The 26304-nt window shown below is 34.5% G+C and carries 25 protein-coding genes; 13 read left to right on the top strand and 12 right to left on the bottom strand.

Annotated elements, in window-relative coordinates; all coding sequences use genetic code 11:
- Positions 1–174 precede the first annotated feature (174 nt).
- The 7 genes from AC06G9_RS15470 (at position 175) to AC06G9_RS15440 (ending at position 7279) form a co-directional block, all read left to right on the top strand.
- On the top strand, positions 175–1179 hold the full coding sequence (locus AC06G9_RS15470) for a metallophosphoesterase family protein (protein WP_480956641.1): 1005 nt from the start codon (positions 175–177) through the stop codon (positions 1177–1179).
- Positions 1180–1580: 401 nt separating this feature from the next.
- Positions 1581–1808, top strand: a complete 228-nt coding sequence (locus AC06G9_RS15465) for a hypothetical protein (protein WP_480956640.1) — start codon at positions 1581–1583, stop codon at positions 1806–1808.
- A 535-nt stretch (positions 1809–2343) separates the two neighbouring features.
- Entirely contained in the window at positions 2344–3267 is a 924-nt protein-coding gene (locus tag AC06G9_RS15460; protein ID WP_480956639.1) for a hypothetical protein, read from the top strand.
- A 2-nt stretch (positions 3268–3269) separates the two neighbouring features.
- The gene (locus tag AC06G9_RS15455; RefSeq protein WP_480956638.1) at positions 3270–4337 is read left to right on the top strand and encodes a TonB-copper family protein; all 1068 of its coding nucleotides are present in this window, start codon (positions 3270–3272) and stop codon (positions 4335–4337) included.
- A gap of 27 nt (positions 4338–4364) precedes the next feature.
- A complete protein-coding gene (locus AC06G9_RS15450) occupies positions 4365–5261 on the top strand; it encodes a TonB-dependent receptor (protein ID WP_480956637.1) in 897 nt (298 codons plus the stop codon).
- 51 nt (positions 5262–5312) lie between these two features.
- On the top strand, positions 5313–6176 hold the full coding sequence (locus AC06G9_RS15445) for an MbnP family protein (RefSeq protein WP_260948773.1): 864 nt from the start codon (positions 5313–5315) through the stop codon (positions 6174–6176).
- A 74-nt stretch (positions 6177–6250) separates the two neighbouring features.
- A complete protein-coding gene (locus AC06G9_RS15440) occupies positions 6251–7279 on the top strand; it encodes a cytochrome-c peroxidase (RefSeq protein ID WP_480956636.1) in 1029 nt (342 codons plus the stop codon).
- 62 nt (positions 7280–7341) lie between these two features.
- Here AC06G9_RS15440 and AC06G9_RS15435 read toward each other — a convergent pair whose 3' ends face one another.
- From AC06G9_RS15435 to AC06G9_RS15425, 3 genes are all read right to left on the bottom strand, one after another.
- Positions 7342–7590 carry a redox-active disulfide protein 2 gene (locus AC06G9_RS15435; protein WP_248753116.1) on the bottom strand — a complete coding sequence of 83 codons (249 nt, stop codon included), beginning with the start codon at positions 7588–7590 and terminating at the stop codon, positions 7342–7344.
- A 94-nt stretch (positions 7591–7684) separates the two neighbouring features.
- Positions 7685–8839 (bottom strand): acyltransferase family protein, encoded by a 1155-nt coding sequence (locus AC06G9_RS15430; protein WP_480956635.1) that lies wholly within the window; start codon positions 8837–8839, stop codon positions 7685–7687.
- Between the two features lie 537 nt (positions 8840–9376).
- Positions 9377–10441, bottom strand: a complete 1065-nt coding sequence (locus AC06G9_RS15425) for an NADH:flavin oxidoreductase (RefSeq protein ID WP_480956634.1) — start codon at positions 10439–10441, stop codon at positions 9377–9379.
- A gap of 112 nt (positions 10442–10553) precedes the next feature.
- Here AC06G9_RS15425 and AC06G9_RS15420 point away from each other — a divergent pair, with 112 nt between their 5' ends.
- From AC06G9_RS15420 to AC06G9_RS15400, 5 genes are all read left to right on the top strand, one after another.
- Complete coding sequence (locus tag AC06G9_RS15420) at positions 10554–10895, top strand: winged helix-turn-helix transcriptional regulator (protein ID WP_248753118.1); 342 nt, start codon at positions 10554–10556, stop codon at positions 10893–10895.
- A gap of 310 nt (positions 10896–11205) precedes the next feature.
- Complete coding sequence (locus AC06G9_RS15415) at positions 11206–13383, top strand: ATP-binding protein (protein WP_480956633.1); 2178 nt, start codon at positions 11206–11208, stop codon at positions 13381–13383.
- 405 nt (positions 13384–13788) lie between these two features.
- Positions 13789–14256, top strand: a complete 468-nt coding sequence (locus AC06G9_RS15410; RefSeq protein ID WP_293927244.1) for a ferritin-like domain-containing protein — start codon at positions 13789–13791, stop codon at positions 14254–14256.
- Between the two features lie 185 nt (positions 14257–14441).
- The gene (locus tag AC06G9_RS15405; protein ID WP_293927247.1) at positions 14442–14963 is read left to right on the top strand and encodes a hypothetical protein; all 522 of its coding nucleotides are present in this window, start codon (positions 14442–14444) and stop codon (positions 14961–14963) included.
- A gap of 103 nt (positions 14964–15066) precedes the next feature.
- The gene (locus AC06G9_RS15400) at positions 15067–15465 is read left to right on the top strand and encodes a DoxX family protein (protein ID WP_045755659.1); all 399 of its coding nucleotides are present in this window, start codon (positions 15067–15069) and stop codon (positions 15463–15465) included.
- 829 nt (positions 15466–16294) lie between these two features.
- Here the strand turns inward: AC06G9_RS15400 and AC06G9_RS15395 are convergent.
- The 8 genes from AC06G9_RS15395 to AC06G9_RS15360 form a co-directional block, all read right to left on the bottom strand.
- Entirely contained in the window at positions 16295–17740 is a 1446-nt protein-coding gene (locus tag AC06G9_RS15395) for a glycosyltransferase family 2 protein (RefSeq protein ID WP_346572271.1), read from the bottom strand.
- A gap of 839 nt (positions 17741–18579) precedes the next feature.
- Entirely contained in the window at positions 18580–19275 is a 696-nt protein-coding gene (locus AC06G9_RS15390) for a type 1 glutamine amidotransferase domain-containing protein (protein ID WP_480956632.1), read from the bottom strand.
- A gap of 107 nt (positions 19276–19382) precedes the next feature.
- Positions 19383–19973: a Crp/Fnr family transcriptional regulator gene (locus tag AC06G9_RS15385; RefSeq protein ID WP_228115825.1), complete on the bottom strand. Its 591-nt coding sequence runs from the start codon at positions 19971–19973 to the stop codon at positions 19383–19385.
- Between the two features lie 76 nt (positions 19974–20049).
- Positions 20050–20265, bottom strand: coding sequence for a hypothetical protein (locus tag AC06G9_RS15380; protein ID WP_045754847.1), 216 nt, complete (start codon positions 20263–20265; stop codon positions 20050–20052).
- Between the two features lie 3 nt (positions 20266–20268).
- Positions 20269–20982 carry a DUF3667 domain-containing protein gene (locus AC06G9_RS15375; protein ID WP_260948789.1) on the bottom strand — a complete coding sequence of 238 codons (714 nt, stop codon included), beginning with the start codon at positions 20980–20982 and terminating at the stop codon, positions 20269–20271.
- Positions 20983–21254: 272 nt separating this feature from the next.
- A complete protein-coding gene (locus AC06G9_RS15370; RefSeq protein WP_293927263.1) occupies positions 21255–21698 on the bottom strand; it encodes a GNAT family N-acetyltransferase in 444 nt (147 codons plus the stop codon).
- Positions 21699–21960: 262 nt separating this feature from the next.
- Entirely contained in the window at positions 21961–22824 is an 864-nt protein-coding gene (locus tag AC06G9_RS15365) for a transthyretin-like family protein (RefSeq protein WP_052627684.1), read from the bottom strand.
- 204 nt (positions 22825–23028) lie between these two features.
- Positions 23029–24246 carry a hypothetical protein gene (locus AC06G9_RS15360; protein WP_480956631.1) on the bottom strand — a complete coding sequence of 406 codons (1218 nt, stop codon included), beginning with the start codon at positions 24244–24246 and terminating at the stop codon, positions 23029–23031.
- A 131-nt stretch (positions 24247–24377) separates the two neighbouring features.
- On the opposite strand from AC06G9_RS15360, the gene AC06G9_RS15355 reads away from it, so the two are divergent.
- Positions 24378–25055, top strand: coding sequence for a hypothetical protein (locus tag AC06G9_RS15355; protein ID WP_480956630.1), 678 nt, complete (start codon positions 24378–24380; stop codon positions 25053–25055).
- A gap of 85 nt (positions 25056–25140) precedes the next feature.
- Here AC06G9_RS15355 and AC06G9_RS15350 read toward each other — a convergent pair whose 3' ends face one another.
- Entirely contained in the window at positions 25141–26196 is a 1056-nt protein-coding gene (locus tag AC06G9_RS15350) for a 3-oxoacyl-ACP synthase III family protein (protein ID WP_480956629.1), read from the bottom strand.
- Positions 26197–26304: the final 108 nt, after the last annotated feature.

Here is a 26304-nt window from a genome sequence, read left to right as displayed (position 1 = left end):
AACATTCAGAATATTTCAAGTTAGTAAGCTATAGAAAAAGAGACTTTTAAAGTCTCTTTTTTGTTTTGTATGACAGCATCTACATGCTGATCAGTAAGTTTTATATTTTGCTCTGCAAATGGTATTTTAAAATTATAGTGATACATTTGATATCTATATAACAATAGACTTTTTATGAAATTTTGCTCATCTGTTTGTTTTCTCCTTTCATTGTATGCTATTCATCCTGTATTTTCACAATCATCGATTCGGGATCTGAATCGAGAAAAGATCAATAAAAATCTTAAGATCTTGGTCTTATCGGATTTAAATGACGGCTATGGGTCGACCACTTATAGTCAAGAAGTATTGGATGTGGTAGACCGAATTGCTGAGCTGAAGCCCAATCTTATTTTATGTGGCGGAGATATGGTCGCTGGTCAGAAAAAAGCTTTGACGCGAGTAGATCTAGAGGCTATGTGGGCAGGATTTGATCGGGTTGTTTTACAACCAATAAAGACAGCTGCTGTACCTTTTGGATTTACCATGGGCAATCATGATGCTTCTCCTGGCTACGCTTTAGATCGTGAAGTTTCAGCGTCATTTTGGAACAATCATAAGCGTGATGTGAATCTGACTTTTATAGACAGTAATCATTTTCCATATTATTATTCCTACTTGAAAAATAATGTACTGATCATCTCATGGGATGCCTCCTCTGCTCAGATACCAACTGAAGTAAAAAGTTGGATGAAAGAACAATTGAACTCTTCCTTGGCTAAAAAAACAAGATTTAAAATTGTACTCGGGCATCTTCCTTTATATGCTCTCGTTGAATCCAAGAACAAACCTGGTGAAGTATTGGAACAAGCTGATGAAACCTTAGCTTTTTTAAAGGAAAATGGAGTTGATCTATATCTGTCTGGTCATCAACATGTCTATTACCCCGCACAGAAAGAAAGTGTCCTATTATATCATAGTGGATGCTTAGGTGGGGGACCACGATCTTTATTAGGAGATGATCAAGTGCCATATAAGGCATATGGTCTGATTGAAATTCCGAAGAAGATCAATAAAAAACAGGATGTCAGAATCAGTGGTATAAAGGCGGTTGATCATCAGGAAATTGAACTTCACAAGTTACCTGTTCAGGTGTCGGGTTTTAATGGTACATTGAATCGGATAGATGTTGTTAAGTAGAATAAAGAACATAAAAAGCTAGTTTTTTTTACGATTTGAGTTGTCATCATAGGTTTTTTTACAGCTGTGTTTGTACACTTATTAAAATATCGATTACGTCCTCTTTTTAGATCCATCATCGGCTTGATGTACACCATAATAAAAATGTTTAGCTATTTTTTTAAATTAAGTGCTATTTTCCTGTTTTTTAAAGAAAATCATTCCGTATATTTGGCCATATTGAAAAAAACTAAAAGGTTTTGAAACGTATCTGTACTTATATTATTCTGATAACATTGACATTGCAGTCCTTCTATCGCAATGTCATGGTACTTGAATATGAGATACACTTGCCCGATTATATTGCTCAATGTATCAACAAGGATCGCCCTCAGATTCATTGTAATGGGCAATGTGTATTTATGAAAAAAATAAGAGAAGAAGAGCAGAAGGAAGCAAAAAAGAATCTGGTAGTAAATGAGCGTAACGCTTTTTATATGCATAAGGAAAGTATCTTTTTTACTATGCATCCACCAGAAGAAAATCTTTTTGTTAAACATTTTTCTCCTTATTTGGCGGATTACAGATTTACATTTACCACGCCTATTTTTCGTCCTCCTGTCCCGTTTTTGCTTACCAGCGAAGCTTAGTTATTAACGTCAGCTATTTTAATTTAGTGATCTGATTTTATCCCGATATTATCGAGACGGATACTGATATCGTATTTCATGAATTTCTTGATGTATTGTTTAAGATAGATTTTTATCCTATTCATGTGATTTTACCTGCGATAGATCAAGATTGAAAATGAGGCTCTGCATTACGAATTTTATTGATCATTTCGGAGAACAGACTTCAAGATGTTGATTAGTGGCTGAAACAAAAATGAATTGAAGTATAGCATTTATTAAAATACTATCAGAGCATTAATTAATGATCTCGCATGAATTATTTCTGCAGGATAGCTTTTTATATTAGGTATGTAGCAGTGGAAGATTTATAGCGTATGATTGTCTTATTTTGATAAGCTGTTTTCTACTTACTGATGACTACTATGAATCAAAGTCATTCCCAAGTCTTAGATCAAGGTAAGGATATTCCTTATCTTTAGATTTGACGTTGTACCACATATAGCTAGAAGCCAAGCTGGATTTCCCATTTTTTTTCACAAAACAGTAGATAATAATGAAAATACTATTATTTATGGCCGCGCTATGCGTTGTGGTCATGTCATGTACAAAGGGTAAAACGGATTACGAAGCTGAAATCGATACTGTAGTAACGGAACATGTCGAGTTTAAAGAGGCTGCAGCTGTTACTACTAACGGTTATTATATTCGTATTGAAGCTTTGAATGGAACATTTTATAAGGGTTATAATGAAATCCGTTTAAAAATCACCGATAGTCAGACAGGCGAAATATCAAATACTTCTGAAGTTACATTTTTGCCTATTATGACTAATACCATAGGGGAACATCAATCTTGTCCTCATCGGTATCAATTGATTGAACAATCTGATGAAAAATATTTTTCTGGATATGCTGTATTTACAGAGCAAAGTAGTTTAAATGGCAGCTGGAATCTATACCTCAGTTTTACAATAAATGGTCAAACTTTCCAGGTCACAAAAAGCATAAATGTACAGGAGCAAGCGAATAAAAATCTCAATATGACGGCGTTTACGGGGAAGGATAACGAACAATATATCATCGCTTTAATATCTCCTCAGAAGCCAAAAGTTTCTGAAAACCAACTGCTAGCTGGAATCTATAGATATCAACGAGCTATAGGTAATCCATCGGGAGTATTTCCAGATCCGACACAGTTCTCCTACACTGAGGTTAATGGTTATATGTTGCAGCTGGATCCGCGAATGCCAGAACCTTCTATGGGGAATCATTCGTCACCCAACAATAAAGATCTCACGCAACAGAACGACGGGTTGTATCATGGCGTAGTGAATTATACCATGACCGGAAACTGGACATTGAATTTTATTATGCAGAACCAAGATGGACAGATCATAAAAGGAACTGTTGTACCGGATGATTTTACACCTGGCATTGCAGGTGCTAAAAGCGACCTGCATATTGATATTTTATTTTAACCATGATGAAGAAATTAAGTGTTGGCTTAGTGCTTCTGGTATTTGGTATATATGCTAAAGCGCAAGATTTGCAGATAAAACAAGATAGTACGCGTCGTATCGATGAAGTACAGGTAAATAGGATGGTCAAAAAGAAAATAGAGACTGAAATGAAAATGTCCGTGTCGGTTGATGAATTTTTGGCATCCTCGGAAAATATAAGTTTTATCAAACGTGGTGCTTATGCTTGGGAGCCCTTGTTGAATAATATGAGTTCAGAACGGACGAATCTGACCATTGATGGTATGCATATCTTCGGAGCTTGTACCGATAAAATGGATCCGATCACCTCTTATGTGGAGAGTAACAACCTTTCTGCGATTGACATTACATCGGGGCAGGCTGGAAGTATGCACGGATCTACCGTGTCGGGAAGTATTGATCTGAAGCGAAAAAGTACCCCGTTTAGTCTGGATCCGAAGTGGAGTGGTACCTACCAAACAGGATTCGAATGGAATAATAAACAGTTTTTCAATATGGGAAATTTGTCTTATTCAGATGACAAATTTGTAGCAGATGGAACTATTTCTTTTAGAAAAGCGGGTAATTATGCTGATGGACATAACGATGAAGTCAAGCATTCGCAGTACAATAAATTTAATACGTCTTTAGGTATGGCTTATAAAACAAGTCCATTGTCTGCATTAAGAGTGGATGCTATTTTTGATATGGCCAAGGATGTCGGTTTCCCAGCATTACCGATGGACCTTTGGCTATCCCGAGCATTGATCACATCTGCTTCCTATAAGCAAATGTTTGAGGATGGGCCAGTCAAAGTGTGGGATTCAAAAATCTATTTTAATGCAGTAGAGCACTATATGGATGATACAACTCGGCCTGAAAATCTAGTGCATATGGATATGCCGGGATGGAGTACGACTTACGGACTTGTGAGTAAGATTAATCTAAAAAAAGATGATTACGCTTCCGAAATACAGTTGAATGCTTACGAGAATGTATCGATCGCTGAAATGAGAATGTATCCTCAAGATCGAAGCAACCGTACCATGTTTGCCTACAGTTGGCCATGAGTAACGACTCGATATGGAGGACTTTCGATGAATAATGCATGGGAAATCTCCGATAAGAGTCAAGTAAATGTTGGTGGAACATTGGGGTTGAACTACAATCATGCTAAGTACGTGGAATTTAATTGGATTTTCCATCCGGGTACACCACAAGAAAAAACAAGAGTCTTGCCAAGTCTTCATGCAAATTATCAGCTTAATTTTGACAGTTTTCATTTTTCTGCGGGAACGGGTTATGGACATAGGGCACCATCTGTTTCCGAAGGTTATGGTTATTATATCTACAATAGTTTCGATCGATACGATTATATCGGAAACCCGGATTTGAAAAATGAAATTTCATATGAAATGAATGCGAGTTTGGGCTTTAAGAAAGAAAAAGTCGGGATTGACGTTAAGGCAAACTACTTCTATATCCAAAACTATATCGTTGGTCGGATTTTAAGTATGGGTAGTCCAATGAATTACCAATCGGTAGGTGTCAAAGGTTATACCTCTTTGGACCATGCTACACTTTTCAATTTCTCTATTGGTGGTCATTACGACATCTTGCAAAATCTGCAATGGAAAGGTCTGCTGACTTATGCTCGCGGTCAAGATGACAGAGGTGGAAATTTACCCTTTATACGTCCCCTAAGTTATCAGACATCAGTCCATTTTACACATCATAAAATTGGGTTTCAAACCAGTTTGAATGGTGATTTTACACAAAATAATTACAGTCCGGAGTATGGAGAAGATAAAACTTCCTCTTATAAGATTTGGAATGTTTCGGCAGACTATCGATTTAATATCAAGAATTGTAAAGCTGTTGTACAGGTAGGTGCCGAAAACTTATGGAATGAATACTACAGTACATACGCTGACTGGGGAAATATTCCTCGAATGGGGCGTAATATATTTACATCCTTAAAAGTGGGTTTTTAGAAAAACCCATAGTGCTAACAATAAATAATGTTTAATTAAATAAAAATTGAAATGAAGAATCTAAAAAACTATCTATTATTATCAGCCTGTACACTGGCCATGGTTTCATGTAGTAAAAGTGATGACATGCCTGTGGCTAATCATGTAACCTTACATTTTAATAATACCTTTAAAAATACAACGATAATCTTAGGGGGTGCGAGTTCAACTACTGCTACAACAAATACTTCTGCAGTAGGACAAGTCCATCATTTATCTGAATTGAAATATGTGATTAGCAATATCCGTCTTATCAAAGCTGATGGTGGGGAGATACCTTACCATGTTAATGATCTGGATAAGGGAGCAACAGTTATTGATCAAGCGAAGCAACCTAGTCTCGATTATGTCTTAACGAACATTCCATCGGGTACCTATAAGCAGATCAAATTTGGTTTGGGTGTAAAACAGGATTTGAATACCATCGATCAAGTAAGATTTCCAACATTTTATGCCACTGCTGGTGCTAATGATACTAAAATGATGTGGGAGTGGGGAACAGGTTATCGATTTACAAAATTGGAAGGCTTTTATGAAGTCGATAATAAGACCATGTCTATACACACCGGTAGCACTATTGAAGGAAAGGAAGGAGCATATACGCAAGGAGTGGATGCATACCGGGATATCACCTTAGATCTGACAACAGATGCTATCGTGGGTCAACGTGGCCCTAAAATAACCATCACCGCAGATTTTAATAAACTCTTGAGTGGTAAAACCAATATTACGCTGTCAACGGGGACAGGTATGGGGAATAATGCTACACCAAATGTTCATACTGCTGTTCAAATGCTAAAATTTGTGGACAATCTAGGCGGTAATGGTTCTAGTGATATATCTGGAATGTTTTCTATAAGTAAAGTAGAAAACTAATTTTTAGCACGAGCTGATCAAATGAGCTGATTTGGGCAGCTCGTGTATTGTTTAATTTAAAAATAGGCATGCAAGTGAAAAAAATAGTAGGAATTATAGTCGTGCTCGCATTGTTGCTCTCTTGTAGTAAAGAAGATGATAAAACTTCCTTTTCTTTTGATAACCCAGAGCTTTCATTGGAAATTCCTGCTGGGTTTCCTATTTTAAATAATAGTGTGAAAAATAATAGGCCAACAAAATATGGAGCAGAACTGGGAGAAAAGTTATTTAATGAAAAAAAATTAAGCGGAAATAATAGCATATCCTGTGCGAGCTGTCACCATAGGGCCCATGCTTTTGCTGATCAAAATCCTAGAGCTATTGGTATCTATGGACGGATCGGTCTGAGAAATACTCCACCAATACAAAATATGGCCTTTATGCAGTTTTATAATTGGGATGGGAATGTTCTGCAGCTAGAAAAGCAACCTTTGGTGCCTATTATAACACATGAAGAGATGAATTCTTCTATTGTGGAAGTTATTGGGAAATTAGGAGGAGACGTGGTATATCAAGATATGTTTAAAAAAGCCTTTGGTGACGAGCATATTACACCTGATCGCATTTATCGTAGTATTGCTCAGTACGCCTATACGCTTATCAGTGCTAATAGTAGATATGATCAAGTAATGCGAAATAAGGGGGGAAAATTTACTAAAAGTGAAGCGCAGGGTTATCAGATATTTAAACAGAAATGCCAGAGCTGTCATAGTACGGAGCTTTTTACGGATCAAACTTTCAGAAACGTGGGCTTTCCGCTACACAGTAGTTCTGAAGAAGCGGGACGAGCTCGGGTGACGGGGATACTTTCCGATTATATGAGCTTTCGTGTTCCTAGTTTAAGGAATATTGAATATACTGCGCCTTATGGCAGCTTCGGACAGTTTGCAACTTTATTAGAGGTGTTGGATTACTTTGATAAAGGTGTTATAGATGCTGAAAATCTGGATCCTATTTTAAAAGAAAATGGCAATCGGATTCCATTAACGGATCAAGAAAAACAAGATATCATTTCATTTTTGAAAACGCTAAGTGATCCTGAATTTTTAAGATCAGGATCCTAACTTTGGATAATATAATCTACTGAGGCTTATAATAAAAATAAGTGAAAGTTATGATTGATAAATTAGGATATTCCTCTTGTCTTGAGTTCTTGATTGATTTTCTTTAAATTTTTAAAATTAATGATAGTGATGGGTGACAAAGCAAAAGGAATAGCTACCAATGCACTGAATTTTTTGGTTACGGAAATATAGATTCCCATTCCCAATAGGATAAGTAACATAACGGTCAATAGAACTGCAGCTATTGTTGTTACTTTTTTAGCATTGATTAGTTCTTCATTGCTCATTTCATGGTATGATTTCTTATTCATGGTAGGTTGTAGTTGATTGATTGTTAGTTAAAGATAAAAACCTTTGTTTATTAATTTGATTTTTTTTATAAAAAAATCAAATCATATAGCATTTTTAAGAATTGTTTAATGATGATTTACTAGTTTTTAAAAGTCGTTTTGTTAAATACTTTCTTACTGGTATGTCGTAAAATTTTAAACAGATATAAGCGAGTATAATACTTCCAATAAGAACAGCGGCTGCACCAGGTAATGACTCTTCAAATGTAAGTTTATGATTTTTTACCCAGGCATAATACAGATAGATAAAAGGATAATGAACCGTATATAAAGGATACGAAATATCGCCTAAAAATTTACATATCTGAGTTGTAAACTTATCGCTGGTTTTTCCAGATGCTCCAACGTAAACTAATATTGGGAAAATCAAGATACAGCATAAGGTATCATATAGCCCGTTTATCCATAAATACTCTGCTCCGCCAATACGTGGTACGGCAAGAAGAGCAACTAATAGGAGACTACAAATCCAAAAAGCTCTTTTTATATGAACGGGATTGAAAACACGTGAGAGTAATAAACCTGCAGAAAAAGAAAATAGCATCCTTAAAAATCCAGCAGTAAATTCGATTTCGGTCAGCGAGAATCCAGCACAGAGATCTCCGTATGGGCCTACTATTGCAAATGTCGCTAAGCCACAACCTGCAATAAAGACTAAACCTGCAAGAATCTTGGTAGAAAATCTTCGGATAATCAAGGCATAGAGTATATTTCCGATATATTCAAAAAATAAAGACCAGCTTGGGCCATTCAAAGGGAACATTTCACCTAGACCGCGTACTTCATGCCCTGGCATTGCCGGGATCAAAAATGCGTTTAATAATGTCGCACCGAGCAAAGCCATGATACTCACAGTAGAAACATCCCACACCGAGCAGCCTTGGAAGTAAAATAGAATAGCGCCAATGATCGCACCTATAAAGACCATGGGATGGAGTCGAATTATTCGGCGTTTGATAAAATCTAAGGTCGATGTTGTTGCCCAACGATCATCATAAGCATAACCAATCACAAATCCCGATAGCATAAAGAAAAAATCGACGGCTAAATAACCATGATTGATGATCTGATCCAAATGACTCGTTGCAAAAGCTTCAAATATGTGAAAACATACCACCGTAATCGCTGCCACTCCTCGTAACCCATCGAGTATAGCGTAATGTGGCTTTGTATTACTGAAAGTTGCTGTTGAAATTTGCGTATGGAGCATAACATATAAGTCGGTTGTTCGTATTGTTGGTTTTTGTAAGAGAAAGATGGTGAATATAGGAAATTATAACAATTTATAAAATAATTATTTATAATTAGATACCATCAACTTGTTTGGACTTGTTTATCTCAGCGTATTAAGAGCTAATAAAAACGGTGTATAGGAATATTTAGGTTGATATCTTAAGAGTGAGGGAGGCTCGTTGTAATGATGCTGTAATGGTATTATGCATGTAGATGTTAGAATACATCAAATATGATATCAAAGGAATGAAATTAGGTCATGATAAATAGAACAGGATAAGAATATTGCTCGACTTGCAAAAGTTTATATATTCATCTTATTACGTTAATGAATACGTTAAGGGAAATAAAAAACTTATTTTAAAAACACAATTAGGAATGGAAATATCGGTATTTTATCTATAGACTGTATATGCTATAGATAAAATACTTGATGATATCACAACAATCAATTTTTATAAACTCATGATGTAAAATTAGTTTGGAATAGTGCCTTTTTAGTGCTTTGACCGATCTAAGACAAGCTACCCAAACTTTTTGCTTCAAATGTCGACAGTTCATCGAACTTCTCTGCATGTACTTTTTTGACCCAATTTGGATCTTGTAAAATTGCTCTACCTACGGCAACAAGATCAAAATCTCCTCTTTCATATCTGCGAACCAATTCATCTAAGGCAACTGGAGCTGATTTTGATTCGGAATTGGTAAATACATCCCCAAAATCTTGATCAAGACCTACAGAACCCACGGTAATAGTGGGTTGTCCAGAGACTTTTTTCAGCCAACCTGCAAAATTTAGGTCACTGCCTTCAAATTCCGGTTCCCAATAACGGCGTTGGCTACCATGAAAAATATCTACTCCAGCATCGACCAGTGGTAAGATCCAATCTTCTAAAGATGTAGGTGTTGGAGCCAATTTAGCAGTATAATCCTGTTGTTTCCATTGCGACAGGCGTAGGATAATAACAAAATCAGGGCCTACTGCTTGGCGCATCGCTTTTATGACCTCAACAGCAAATCTGGATCTTTCTTTGATTGTTTTACCTCCAAATTCGTCAGTTCTATGATTCATACCTTCCCAGAAAAACTGGTCAATTAAATAGCCATGTGCACCATGAATTTCAAATGCATCGAATCCTAGATCTTTCGCTGCTTTCGCCGCATGCGCATAAGCTTGTATCGTATGTTCAATATCTGCTAAGCTCATCGAGTCTGGACTTTCAAAAGGTGCTGGAGGAGTCCATTGCATCGGTGTATAGCCTACATGCCATATTTGAGGGGCTATTTTTCCACCTTTTTGGTGTACGGCATCAGCAATATTTTTCCAAGCTGCTAATGCTTGGTCACCATAAAAATTTGGAATATCCTTTAGGTTTTTTGAAGAAGGTCTGTCAATGACGGTACCTTCTGTCAGGATCAATCCAACTTCAGCAGCAGCACGACGTTCGTAATAACCTTTGACATCATCACCAGGAATACCATCAATAGAAAATGCTCTTGTCATCGGTGCCATAACAAAGCGATTGTTCAGAACGAGTTTTTTGTAATGAAATGGATTAAATAGTGTTTGTATACTCATTATCTTTTTATTTTAAAATTTGATTGTTGCAAATATATTTCAATTAGTATACTTTTGTAACTATTAATAGTATAAAGTAGTTACCTATATGTAACTATTCAAGAATTTGTATATGAAAAGAACTGATTTGAAAAGCTGCTCGTGCGCTATGCAGCGTTCGATGGGAATTTTAGGAACAAGATGGAAGCCTGTCATCATCTATACTTTGCGAGATCGAAAAGCACGTTTTGGACAATTGGATGCTTTGATAGAACATATATCAAGAAAGGTATTGACAAGCTCGTTGAAAGAGTTAGAAGAGGATGGTGTTATTTTTAGAGAGGAGTTTAAAGAATTGCCCCCTCGAGTCGAGTATTCTTTAACCGAAAAAGGAAAAGCATTGATTCCAATCATGTGTCAATTGGCAAAATGGAATGAAGAATATCATGAAAAGCCAGAAATGGAAATGGTTTAGTTGGCTTTTTTGTTGTATAGGTAGATGAAATTAATGATTCATCTTGTCTTTTCACATCTTAACTATATCCGCAACAATAGGAGAGCTGCGTGTTTTTCAATAAATTGAAAAGTTCATGGAAAAATATAAAATATAAGGGATTCAATCTTCAGTTTTTAAGCGATCGTTTGTGTATTGATTAGTGATTTTTTAATTATATTAGTCACTGGTTTCTGATATTTGAAAAAGTTAATGCTTAATTTATAATATAGCCTTATCTCTTAAATAGTTTCTTAAGATTACCACAATAAATTTTAAAAATTAGCAATTTATGCGTCAATTGGAGTGTCATCAAGAAGAAATACATTTATGTGGTAAGATTCAGTTTGGAGGATTTCTTTTTGTTTTTAACAATAGTGGTTGTGTGGCTATTAGTGAAAATATAACAGATCTTTTAAATAGGACTATAGATCAAGTATTGGGTTTACAAATTGAAGATATATTAAGTTTACTGTCTCAAGAAACGGAATGGAATCTTGCAGAAATAGAGCGTCAGATCAACGGGCAGGTGTTTATACGTTTTGTTGAACGGATCCAGATCGACAAAATAGAATATTACTTAAGTATATATAGCTATGATGAAAAGAAATATATCGAAATAGAACCTTGTAATGAAACTCATTTAAAGGAAACACGATTATTTTACTATGCTAAATACCTGGAAGAACAGCATGATCGCGCATGGCAATCTTTGACGGTTCTAATAAGACAAATCATTGGATTTGATCGGGTGATGGTTTATCAGTTCCTTGAAGATAACAGTGGTCAGGTTATTGCGGAATCCATTTCTGAGGATATGACTTCTCTCATTGGGTATCGATATCCTGAATTTGATATTCCCGAGCAAGCACGAGCACTATATACCAAATTTCTGGCTCGAAATATTGCAGATATTGATGCGTCTACAGTTAATGTAAAGGGGATAGATCCAAAGGAATTAGATCTTACAAGATGTAGTCTCAGAGCTTTATCTCCGATCCATTTGCAGTACCTACGAAATGCTGGGATGCGCGCTAGTGCAAGTTTTTCCATTATTATGAATGGAAAGCTTTGGGGATTGGTTGCTTGTCAAAATCGGCAACCACTGCATGTTGACCTTGCGCAACGACATTTAGGCGCTTTCCTTACGCAATATGCCGTGAACTATTATCTTTCGGAACATCAGAAAATGAATCTGTTCAATCAGGAAGTCATGGGAGCGATGGAGATTGACCTCAAGTCCGAGCTTCTAATCAAGACAGATATGTATGCTGTTCTTGAAAAGTTTGCACCACAAATTATGAAAATTGCCGAAGCTGATGGGTTGATCATTTTACATGATCGGGGACTTAAATCATTTGGAGATGTACCGACTGAGGAGCTTCATGCGCAAATCGACCAAAGTTTAATAAATCATGAAGAAAATTTATATGCCACTTCAAATTTTGTTTATGATATACCAGCTCACATAATAGATCCGATTATCTTTCCAGGTGTGATCAGAATAAATGTTCAGCCTGGGAGTAAAGTATATATGTATTTGTTTAGAAAGGAGCATGTATATGAAGAGATATGGGCAGGCAAACCGGAGAAAATATTTAAATATGATCCAGAGAATAATGTAAAATTTCCTTCACCCAGAACATCGTTTGATGCATGGATCGAACACACAAAAGGTAATGCTCCGAAATGGAAACAATCTGAACTGTCGTTTATGGGCAGAATCGTACAGATTATACAGCAGGCCATTGCGCAGCGAAGTGTCGAAATAGCCAACTTAAATAAAGAGCTTGTTCGATCAAATAATGCACTAGATACATTTAGCTATACGCTGACACATGATCTTAAAAACCCACTTTCTTCAATACAGCTTGCAGCACAAATGATTCTTTTAAAAAATGACATCTCCAAAGAACTGTTGCATAAATTAGGTGAAAATATTTTGGATGCTACTCGTTTGATTACAGAGATGATGGATAAAGTATACCAATTATCTCAGTCTAACTATGTGGCATTCAAGAATGAATTGATCGATCCGCGAACAAAAATTCTGAGTATTTTAGAAAGTTGTAAGCAACAGTATGGTGTTGTAGATCTTGACTTTAGGCTTGGTCCTACGATTCCTATTTTAGGAGAAAGAACGTTACTATATCAATTGTTTTTAAATTTGATGGGTAACGCTATTAAATATAGGAGTACGATTCAAAAGCCATTTGTTGAGATATCCAGTGAGAACGTAGGCAACTCTGTTTTTTATTATATTAAGGACAATGGCATAGGTATGGACCTTAGAGAAGGCGTCAATATATTTGATATCTTTAAGCGATTGCCTAATTCTCAGGGATATGAGGGATCGGGTATTGGACTTTCTATTGTCAAGCGTATCATTGATCGTTTAAATGCTGAAATTACTGTTAAAAGCGAACTTCATGTTGGAACTACTTTTTGTATTGAATTTAAAAAAGAATAATCGACATCTGTAGTCGCTTTGCGCCAGAGATAATCGAAATAAAGATAACTTGAATATCTTTATCTGGTCAACTATATCTACTGTTTAAATAGGCTGGGAGGGACACGGGTTAAGCTTGGGCTAAACAAACTTATTAAAGCTTATCAAAATATTGGAGTTCCTACTCATATGATTTATTCATGTATAAATATCTATTCATCAAATAGATGTTTTCAAGATGTCTTTAGTGGATCTGAGTTGGACGTCTAAAAGCGAAATTATTATATCCACGACCCAACCACTTTTTATTGCTGGAGGTAAATACGTTATCGCAGTGTTAATACCCGAAATGAATTTAATACTGAACCTATTGCTGATGTTGTTGTTTTCAATGCAATGATTTACAACTCAAATAACATAATTGCTATGGAAAATCAAATTAATAATCCAGAAATTATCAATGATCTTATCAAGATCAACAATGATCGCATAGAAGGATATAAAACAGCATCTGATCTTGCAAACAATATGGGAGTGGATAGCTTAGGTGGTATTTTCGGGAAATATATGCAGCAATCAAAACAATTTATAGAAGAGTTAACACCTTATGTTAAACTCGAGGGTGAGGAACCAACGGAAAGTACGATGATGAGTGGTAAACTTTTTAGAATGTGGATGAATGTTAAAGTAAATATTTCAGGAAATGATAAGAGAAGCTTATTGGAAAGTTGTGAAAAAGGAGAAGATGCTTTTAAGGAAACCTATAAAAACACACTAGAAGAGGATGCTGATCAGTTATCAATAGAAGTGAAAAATATGGTGTTGAACCAACTGGGTAAGCAGCTAGCTGCGCATAATGATATTAAAATGTTACGTGATAACGCATCGTTATAAAACAAGACTTTATTATGTAATTGTAGTTTGAATATAAATATAGTATATTTAAATTACTGAATTAAATGAAAAGGGGACCCATGTCCCCTTTTCAACATAAGGCTTATATCACCTGATGGTATGCTGCACAACATTCATTTTATAAACTTAGAAATTGGAATATAAACATCATAATTGGAGAGAATATGGGAAAACGTTTTTTTGTGTGTGTATTTTTTGTGTTAAGTACAATTATTTGCTTTGGTCAAATTGATATTGATAAAATAAGATCGGACTATTCGGTAGCTGTTAAAGATAAAAAACTCTGTGAGAACAATCTAAAAACCTTAGAATCTGGAGCCAAAACTGCAACAGAACAAGGATATCTCGCAGCATATGAGATATTATGGGCAAAGCATAAGAACAATCCATTTACAAAGCTAAGCCAGTTTAAAAAAGGTAAGAATAGACTAGAATCTGTTATATCAAAAAATAAAGACAATATTGATCTGCATTTTATAAGATGGTCTGTCCAAACACATGCTCCCTCATTTCTAGATTATCATAAAGATCGATTAGTGGATAAAAATTTTTTAGTTCAAAATCTTAAAAAATTGCCAAGTCAAGAAGGTAAAAAAATAATTTTCAAATATCTGAAGGAAGCAAATAGTTATTTGAAAGGGGATCATGTATTCACGAAAGATGAACTTGCGGAACTGTCAAAATAGAGACTTTCTGTGGAGTTTTAAAAATATTGTCATTATAAAAAACCTTTTCCCATTGTCGGTTGTACCTATACTGATCGATATTGATAAAATAAATAATATGCTGATGAATCAATCCTATTTTCAAAAGGTAAGCAGAATTGCTCTTGGTACTTTTTTAATGACTGCTGGTATCTCACATCTAACATTTGCTCGTAAAGAATTTCGGGCTCAGGTGCCTAATTGGGTTCCTCTTAAAAAAGATGATACGGTGGTGTTTTCTGGACTAGCGGAAATTTCTTTAGGTGCTGCTCTAATTTTTACAAATGAAAAACATAGAGAAACTGTTGGTCAAATAGCGGCTGGATTTTTTACATCTGTGTTTCCTGGCAATATCGCCCAATATGTAGAAAAACGTGATGCCTTTGGTCTCGATACCAATGCTAAAAGATTTGCACGACTGTTCTTTCAACCCGTACTTATTGCTTGGGCATTAGCGAGTACGAAGGATAACAAAAGCAAATAAAATAACTTTCTTTTTTTATTCAAAACATATTATTTTATCTCAAATAGTAATATGATGGATATATTATTTTTAATAAAATTCCTGTATTAATTTCTTAATACCATTTTCAACAATATATACCTAGCCTTTATGCTATGTTTTGAGTCACATTGGTTCAGTACAAGGAGTATAATGGATCCAATTATGCACAACATGCCTAAGCATGATTAATACGTGCTGATATTATCAATTGGTTATAATTTGTAGATGCTCCTTTCCTATGGATATATCTGCCTTGGCATGTCTTAGTTTTGCAATCTACGGTATGCTGAATTTACTTGGATGTGTTGAGAAAGTGCCTCATTGCCATTTACAAATAAAGGGGTAGAGTCTGAGTGAAAATTTTGGATTTTGATAGGCGACACTAGTCATCTCATGATGGATTGAAATTTCATTTGCCAATTCTTCATAAATTTCCATTTTTAAACAATTTTCTGTGCTTTTATCAGTTTCGATCTTTCTTCCCCGAAATTTTCATTTCAATATAGTGTTCATTAAATTAGAACGGTTAGATTAATACTTTTGATCATGTTATAGTGGTGGGACCAGAGTAGCATGGTGGATTAAAAATAGATATTCTACCCTTCTAAAATTGTCGTATCTGATTGTCATAGATGGTTTATCATGTTCTTCATGTATCAAGATTGTGTATGATAAATTACTTACTAAAATGGCTTAGCGATTGTATTAAATACCGAAAGGGCAAGTATTATGCGAAAACGCATAACCTTGCCCAAATCGTAATCATATTAATTAAATATGATACATGGAATATTATTATTTACTGGAGTTACCCTCTTGTCAACCATCCGCTGCGTCCTGCTGTAGCAATTGCATATGGAGTAATCCAGAATAGAGAGAATGTATAGAATATACTGTAAGTATAAGCCCAAAATGCTTCTTTTTTATTGTCACTTTTTGAGGCAAAGAAGAATGCTTGAATACTTGAAAAAATTAGTATTCCTACAAAAGTTGAACTCAAGAACATTAAAGGATAATGAAATATTGTCCACATCATTAACAAAAGCAGGGGATAGGAAAGCAATACTTTTTTCCATTGCATAAGTAATAAAATACGCGTTCCTAATTTTTTGCCTTCACGGAAATTGGTAAAAGCAAAACGGCTCATCATAATATTTTCACGCACATTACTTCTTTCCCAACGAATAAACATCTTATATAAGTTTTTGTAACGTACAGGAGTATCGGTATAGACATATGCATTGGATTGAAACAAAACATGGAAACCTTGTTTCAAAATCATGTTGGTCATAGCCCTGTCTTCTCCAATATCCGAAGGTTGATTCATGAATGTTTGATTCATCCAATCTTCTAAACAATTCATGACGGCATCTTTTCGATATGCTGATAAAGCCCCCGGTGTACACATGACCGAACCTAATACACTTTGTGCGGAGCGGACAAATTCAAAACTGAATATAAAACTCACACTAAGCATGCGTGGTATTATAGCTTTTTTATTATTGAGTACACGAACATTTCCAGCAACAGCACCACAATCTTTATTTTTCACAAAAGGAGAGGCCATATTTCTAAGTGTATCTTTTTTTACCACAGAATCACTATCAACAGTAATGAATATATCACCTTTACCTAATTTGAAACCACGGTAAAGCGCATGTCGTTTTCCCATATTCTTAGGTTGTTGATAAATTTCGACGCGATCACCCAACTCTGCTTTAGCGCGTTGTATCCACGAGAATGTATCATCTTTACTACCATCATCGATTGCTATTAATTGGAGCTTGTGACCAGGATAATCGCTATTAGCAAGACTACGTAAAGTATCATAGACAAGATGTCCTTCATTGTAAGCTGGTACTATAACTGTACAAGAAGGCAATTCTTCATCAGATACAGAGGCAATAGGCTTATATTTTGTATGTAAAATTATCAAATAGACCAAGAAACTGATACTGGATAGTAAAAGGAAAATACCGAATCCAATAATTATAGTTCCGCCAATGCTATCTAGACGTTCAAAACGTAATGCTTCGAATTCTGTCTGAAGCATATATAGACCAAATACTGACGTTAATAAAATCAAAAATGTTATGCCCCATATACTATACTCTTTGAGACCATATTGAATTGATTTGCGTAACAAACTGTTTTTTTGTTGTTTTAATTGCTGCTCGTTTGAATTTAATACAGCTGGCTTTACTAGCACCTTAACCTCCTTTGTAGGAGTGAGAACTTCTTCCATGTAATTCATATCCTATATTATTTAGTGTGTGTTAATGCATTTGATCTTAGATACAAATGACAAACTTACCTTTGTAATAAAAATATTACGATTTGGTATTTACAAAAGACATGCCTCAATAATTAGCACGAATTGAACTAAATTTATAATTGTAACAAACTTGATATAATAAGTGGTTTTGTAAATAGTTGATTTACAGTGATATTTATGTGAATATTTTTATTTAAATCTTTTTTAACATGATATATGGTATGTGCGTTTTTTAAGGTTTTTTAACATTTCGATCATTTTTTCATTATATTCTTTATGGTTATGATTTCGAATTTGTACTGTAATTTGGGATAATTATCCATAGATCTTATTCCATTGTGACGAATATTTGGATGGTTTTCTTTTAGAATTGCTGTTCTAGTAAACAAGATCATCCTACCTAAATTTGTCAATTAGATGGCTCTCCTTAATATAATTTGATGTTCAAATAGATATTTCCACTTTACAGATGCAAATAGGGTGGTTTGATGATGAAAAATGAACTAATGCCAATGTAAAAGAATGATAGAGTAGTTGTAGATCCCTGCCAATATAAAAAAGATAGATAGATGATTTCTAGGTACCCATCTGTTACTGGGTCTGGTAGTAAAGAATTTGCTGCTCTTTCTGTTTTTTAGAAAGCATAATTAAAACTTATGTCAAATGTTGCTATTTCAGCTACATATGAAACGGGTCGAGGTTCTAAGGTGACTTTTGTAAAATAAAAAAACTAGTCTTATATACGAGAAATAGAAAACGGATTGGCCCTAAGGGATCAATCCGTTGATTAATAGTTTAAAACTGTATTGCATTAATATCTATTTCGATAATAGGGCGAGTAATTCCTTAGCCGTTTCTTCTGAAGAACCTGGATTTTGACCTGTGATCAAATTGCCATCTTTTAAAACATAACTACCCCAATCTTCTCCTTTACTATAATCACCACCAAGTTTTATAAGTTCATCTTCTACTAAGAAGGGAACAACATCTGTCAATTGAACAGCCTCTTCTTCAGAATTCGAAAATCCAGTAACTTTTTTACCTTTTACTAATGGGATACCATCGCTGTCTTTAACAAACCGGAATACACCAGGAGCATGACATACCGCGGCAACAGGCTTATTGTTTTTCCAAAAATCTTCTATAAGTGTTATAGAGGTTTTATCATTCGCCAAATCCCAAAGTGGGCCATGTCCTCCGGGATAAAAAATAGCATCGTAATCCTGTTCTTCTACTTCACTCAATATCATGCTATTGGCCAATTTAGCTTGTAATTCCTTGTCCCCATCAAATCGTTTTGTCGCTTCAGTCTGGAATTCTGGAAGTGCGCTTTTAGGATCTATCGGAGGTTGTCCCCCTTTTGGAGAAGCGATTGTCACATCGACTCCTGCATCAGCCATAATATAGTAGGGTGCAGCAAATTCTTCGATCCAAAAACCTGTTTTATTTCCTGTATCTCCAAGTTGATCATGAGAGGTAAGTACGACTAATACTTTCAAATTTTCTTTTTCCATCTTTAAAATTTTTTAAATGATATCACAAAATAGGGTATAAATTATCGAACCCTTATGTGATATACATCACATTTTAAAGAATGTTTGTTTTGGTGACATATATCACCCTATCTGGCATGATACAGGCGGCTGAGGGTTTCGCGGGATACACCAAGATACGCCGCAATTAAATGCTTTGGAACCAGGTTGTAGAGTTCTGGATATTGTTGCATCAATTCTTCATACCGACTTCGGGCATCGTTGTTAAGTAAGGAGAGGATTCTTTTTTGTAAACCTATATAACCCTTATTGGAACGCCACCTTAGAAAAGTTTCCACTTCGTGTATTTCTTTGCACACTTTTTCTCGGTCTTCACTAAACAGGCAAAGGGTATCTGCATCACTTACACAATCCAGATTAACTGTTGCTTTTTTATTGTTATGTAACGCATTATAATCAGATGCCCACCAGGTTTTTGTTGCAAATTGTAGGATGTGCATCTTTTGTTCATCATTAACAAAAAATGTTTTAAGACAGCCATTTAAAACAAAATACTCGCATGGTACATCATCACCAATTTGGATGATGGATTGTTTCTTCTTAAATGATACGGGTTTAAAAAAAGAAAAGAAGTAATCAAACTGTTCATCGTTGAGTTGAATAGTTTGATCGATATGTCGTCTAAGAATTTCGCGATCCTTCATGAGTAGAAGATACATTTTTTATAGCAAAGTTCAATAATATCTCGATTATTGAACTTTGCTCTTTCTTATTATTTAGAATGATCATCAGCTTCTAAACGATATTTTGATCTTTATTTTTGTTTTTAAGTTTGTTCTTTAGATTTTTCCCGAGTATGTAAATGGAAAATATAAAGACAACGCTGTAAACAATAGCTAGTGCTGGTTTCTCAAATTTTAGATTTTCAAAGTCGAATTCTTTATATAATCTTACCCCAATTATGATCGCTATAATACCAAAAATAAAGGATGATGCTTTTTTATTTTCCATATGTTAATGTTTTATAAGTATGTCAATTAATGTTCCTATTGCAACAGCTAAAATTGCAGCACTCACGACCCCTAACATATATGCAGCAAATCCTTTTAGATAATTACTGAGTTTCTTATCAAAAAATTGTCCAATAGCCCAACTGAAATATGCAATTCCAATAATGCCTCCATATTGCATGATGTCAATTTTTATTAAAGCTTGCAAGAGTGCGCAACATGCAAAAATGAGCATTTCTATCCCCATGACAAAACAAAGTAAGATTAGAATCTCAAATAAATTGTAGTTATAGTTTTTAAAAAATATTTTAACCCAGAAAGCAATGAATATTCCAAGTATAATATTGGAATAACCATAGTGAGCTTGCACCCAAGTAAAAATTTTTCCTGTCGTTGTTTGCTCGATTTCTTGATAATTTATATAGCCGTCTTCTATATGGAAAAAACCATTAATCAACGAATAAATAAGAGAAGTTACAATAATAAATATGATTGGTTTTACAAGTCGAGCACGATTTTCTGAAATATAATGCCTGACATTATCACCGGGTTTGGTTAGTAATTCTCTTATCGTATATAAAATCCCTCTTTCGAAATGTAAAACATGCTCGATTTCGTGCGTAATGTAGTGTCTATCAATTCTTTTAAGGATTGCGGGTTGTCCACAATTTGGACAATAGTTTTGAAAGACTTCGGTGTTGCAGTTTTTACAATTCATTTATTTTTTAATATTTTACACAATATGTAGTTAAGGTTAGTTCGGTTAAAACTGCTATTTATATACAAATATGTAAAAGTTTCATCAAATATGCAATTGCAGTTAGGTTTTTAAGATACCAACGATAAGTAAATTGTTTAAGCAGATTATTGTAGATATGATTATGCTACTTATTGGTTCCATTTTGTGTGTTAGGTCGGAGATTGGTTATTTGAAATCATTAACTATTGTGAGCATAGATTTAATTGATTAATCATTAAGCACCAAGTAGTCTATTTTTCCATCTTCATGAAACATTGATCTATTCCCTTTCCAAAACCATCCTGTACAATAGCTATGGTATGAAATCCATTTTTTTCGTAAAATGCTGCAGTATGTTGTGAGGTTTCCAATACATATGTTTTATTCGGGTAGCAGTTTTTCATGATCTCTAGCCTATATTGAGTAAGCAATTTACCTATTCCTTTTTTATGATGCTGGGCATGCACCATTCCCCATGCTAGACTGGCTTCGCCTTTTATTTCGTCAATAAAAATTCCTCCACAGGCTAATATCTGCTCACCTTCTTTAATCAGGTAGTAATTTTCATGAGTATGGTGATCTAAAAAGTTTTCAAATAATGGCAACTCTTGCTGGTCAAAAAAGATCGGTAAATTACTTTTAAATATTTCGATACATTTTTCCCTGTAAAATGCTGTATAGTTTATGAATAGCATGAAAATAAAAAATTTAAGCAATTAAGATACAGCAAAAGTAGTAGAATACCTAACAGGTCATGGTTTTTTAAGAGATTGTATTATCTTCCAATTGATTCCAATAGCCTTTTAATGAAGAGTGTATTAAAAATGGTTGTTTACAATAACGTTAGTAGTACGATAGGAGTAATAATCAATGGATATGGTAATTTTTAAATATTGGGTTTGATTATCTATTATCATCATTTAATAATGGCATCATGAATAAAGGTATGGATCGTGTTTATTTACTTTCAATTCTCGTTAAGATCATGATATCTCGATCTATGGAATCAATTTTATATAAATTGTTTGATGGATAAAATGCACTGTCGAAATGGATCATATTCTTTGAAAATTTAAATCTTCCCTTAGTCGTTTGCTGATTATTGGGAATGGTATAAGACTCCCGGTACATGCGATCGTATTCCTTACGGTGACGCCATGCATTTTGATATGTAATTGTTTTTTTTCCTTTATAGGTTCCATCTTTGCTTAATTTAATTAAATAAGAAGTTTCTATATCATAAGATTCGGGACTCCATGCCGTGTCGGGTTTGACCGGATTCTCAAATCGATGGAGTAATCCGCCATTGAATTTGTTGTCAAAATTAGGATTATTGGTGATTGGGTTTTGAAGACGATAATTTTTATTGATCCCAAATAAGGTATCGAGATTTTTATTTGCAACAAATTGCCAGTTGTCGTAAATATAATCTTCAGGTTGGATTACTTCACTTATACGTTTAATATATAGGGTATCTAGATTGTCTATGGCACCCTTTGTTCTACCGCCACCATATCTGCTAAAAAAATCTTTGCTATAACTTTGATAACCTGGCTTTTCTATATCCAATTCAAAAAATAAAGGCGGAGCCTCCATAACCATGATCTCTGATAATAAAAATCTACTTGACCTGATTTCTTTTAAATAAAATTTTCCGTTTTCATCAGTATGTGTTTCTCCAACTTTACAGCCAGGGATAGGCTTGTTGTCATAATCATAAATATAGCCTGTGATAGCGGGGCGGCTTAATCTTGAAATACAAGAATTAAAGAAGCATAAGATTGTACTTAAACACAAGATAATGATGATGCTTTTTTTCATGATTTTAATTTATTTGTATCTAAGCCTATTTTCTTTCAACGAATAATTGACTTATTTGTTTTCCAAAGTAATCGATTTTGAATTGGGTAATGTATTCTCAACATAATTTCTTATTTATCAGGTTCGAATAGATTTTAATATCTATTTTGTAGATATTATCTTATCGATTTATAATCGATCCATTTGTCTGGGGATATACTAATTCTATATATTTTTGAGATCAAAAGATTTTATATAACCTGTTCCTTGAAAGGAAACACGTGCACCTACAATTTTACCAATACTTTTTGCAAAACGATCTTCATAAATCTTCGTTCCATTCAAATCAATTTTTATAGATTTTGATTTTGAAATACAGCTGATTTGTACTGGTTTTTTAAAATCAGTCGAGAATGTTGATAAGTCATTTGTCATCCCATCAACTAACTTTTCACCAATCCTTAATTTAAGTTCCCCAACACATCCTGGTGTTGATAAAGGAATGGTAATCACACCTTCAGTTCCTAATAACATAATACTTGCTTGTTTGCAAGGATTATTGTAATGGTTAGCAGTATTTTGTAGTTCAAGCTTTAATGCAAAATTTTCACTGGAAACATTGAATTTTTTACCTACATGTGTAAGAATAAGCGTTGGTACTTCTTTTTGATTATCCAATTGCTCATTCTTTAAATCACTTTCTTTAATCCCAACCCAATCGCCATGATTAACCGTCTTTTCTGGTAAGTAAATGGGTATTGGTTCCCTATGAAGCATTCCCATCCAATCTTTAGATTCTATCAGAATATCATGTTCACGAACGATCGAATCATTGAGAATCAATTTAGCTCGGTAATAGCCAGGCATGTAATAGGTACTCGTATATTCATGTTTATTTTTATCTACTTTAAATCTTCTTTTAGGATCCCAGCTTTGTTGGATAAAAACACTGTCCGCATTACTTTTGCTCACATTGTATTTGAATATCACTGTATTTGGCACGCCAAAGGTGACAGGTCTACTGGAAAAAGTGATCTGACTATAGATTAGTTTTTTAGCATCTTTAATGAAGAATGCAAAGCTGATCAACAGTGTACATGCTAAGATTAAAAAAGCAAGAAAGAAAGGATGCTTGAAATCATATTTTTTACGATTTATTGGAGTATGGCTTATATTTAACGAATTTGTAAAAGATCGCCAGTTAGGAAAATCAGCAAACTTTGCTAGAGCATCCAGTGTACTCAAATTTGGAGTACTATTATATTGAATTTTACCCCAAATACGTTTTAAAGTACTGGCACTTAGCATGACATTGGTCTGCTCGAATATCAGATTGCTCAGATTCTCAAAATCTTGAGATTGCCACAAAGAGCTATTTCCCCAACCAAGTTTGTTTTCGATCAGTTCTTTGCATTTATCTATAAGCTGTTGATTTTTAAACATATATTTCTTGTGATCAATCTTGAAATGACTTGAATGGCTTTGAATATACAACTTATCCAGCATATAAATATCTTAGTTGCCGAACAATAAATTAATTAAATATAAATTTCAAACCCTAACACATGTTAAAGATGAATAGATTTAAAATTTTTCTATGTATCATAACTTTTATCAGTCTTACGTTAAGCACCCGTGCACAAGAAATTATTCTTAAACCAGTTCTCTCGCATCAGGCATTAGAAGTGATCAATAGAACAATAGTTGTTTTAAAAGATCAGCATAATAGGCCGATCGTGAATGTAAAGGCTCAACCTTATCCTGGTATTGCTTGGATAAAAGGAATTGAATTTCAAAATGGGATAATTGAATTTGATGTAAAAGGAAAGGATGTTTTACAGGAGAGTTTTGTAGGAATTGCCTTTCATGGCATGCGTGATAGCATATATGAAGCAGTTTATTTTCGTCCGTTTAATTTTCATGCCAAAGATCCAATAAGAAGAAAACATGCTGTACAGTACATTGCAGTCCCTGAAAATGATTGGCCTTATTTAAGGGAGAATTTTCCGGATAAGTATGAAGCTCCTTTGTCAATCCCCGTCGATCCTAATGACTGGTTTCATGTCAAAATTATTATTCATAATAACAACATTAAAACCTTTATAAATGGAGCTCCTAATCCTGCTCTTATTGTTGAATCTCTTCATCCGAATACAGCTGGCAAAATAGGTTTTTGGACTGGACACAAATCGGATGGTTATTTTTCGGATCTGGTTATTACTCGTGAAGGCAATAGTGTCTTAGTAGAATAATAAAAGATGAGTTAAATATATTTTAGTAAATAAATCCCATGTATAAGTTAGTAGTAACTTATACATGGGATTTATTTTGACAGTTTTAAAATTTGTAGACAAACGCGTTGATATTCATGCCTGCTCCAACAGAGGCGAATAGCGTAATATCTCCTTTATTGATCGAATGCTCGGGTATTTCTCCGTGTAGAATCATTGCTAATAATGTAGGTATGGTTGCAACACTATTATTGCCCAATTTCTGAATGATCATAGGCATAACATTTGGCGGCTTCGGGAGATCGTATAGTTGATAGAACCTGCTTACGATCGCTTCGTCCATTTTCTCATTAGCTTGATGAATGATGATCTTAGAAAGTTCTTTTATGGAGTAACCGCTATTGTCAAAACACGTTTTCATAGCCTGAGATACATTTGTTAGCGCAAATTCATATATTTTACGTCCTTTCATTTTTAAATACTTGGTATTTGAATCCTGATGGAAGTAAGACTTGCCGAAATATAAATAATCGCTTTCATTAAGGGTGAAAGAAGCCGATAGATGAGATAGAAGTCCAGAATCATCTTGATTAGCATCTAGGATTACTGCACCAGCACCATCTGCATAAATCATGCTGTCTCTATCGTGAGGATCTATTACTCTAGATAATGTTTCTGCTCCGATAACCAGACATCTTTTAGCAATACCTGCTTGAATAAATGCATTGGCCTGGATGACGCCTTCAATCCACCCCGGACAACCGAATAATAAATCGTACGCAACACAAAAGTTATTTTTAACCTTTAAAAGGTGTTTAACACGAGAGGCTAAACTTGGAACCATGTCGGACTGTATAGATCCATGCACAACATCTCCATAATTATGAGCAAAGATGATATAATCTAGGGTTTCGGGATCGATCTGAGCATCTTCGATTGCTTTCTGTGCAGCAAGAAAACCAAGGTCAGATGCCACTTGGTCAGTTTCTGCATAACGCCTTTCTTCAATTCCAGTTATTTCCTTTAATTTTTGGGTTATAATTGCATTTGACTGTTTTAATGGTACTCCGTTTTCGTCAAAGAAAGTAGAATCGTCAAAAAATTTATTTGTAACGGTATGTAAAGGAATATAATTTCCAGCGCCTATAATTTTGCTATTCATTTTTTTTTATATTACTTATTAATGTAGTCATTATTACTGATATCTGCAAATCTGCATCTCACGGCAATTGTAAATTTTATCAATCTAATATAATTTTCCTTTATTTGT

It is taken from the genome of Sphingobacterium sp. MAE, assembly GCF_056711605.1.
This window is presented reverse-complemented; position numbering and strand designations above follow the sequence as displayed.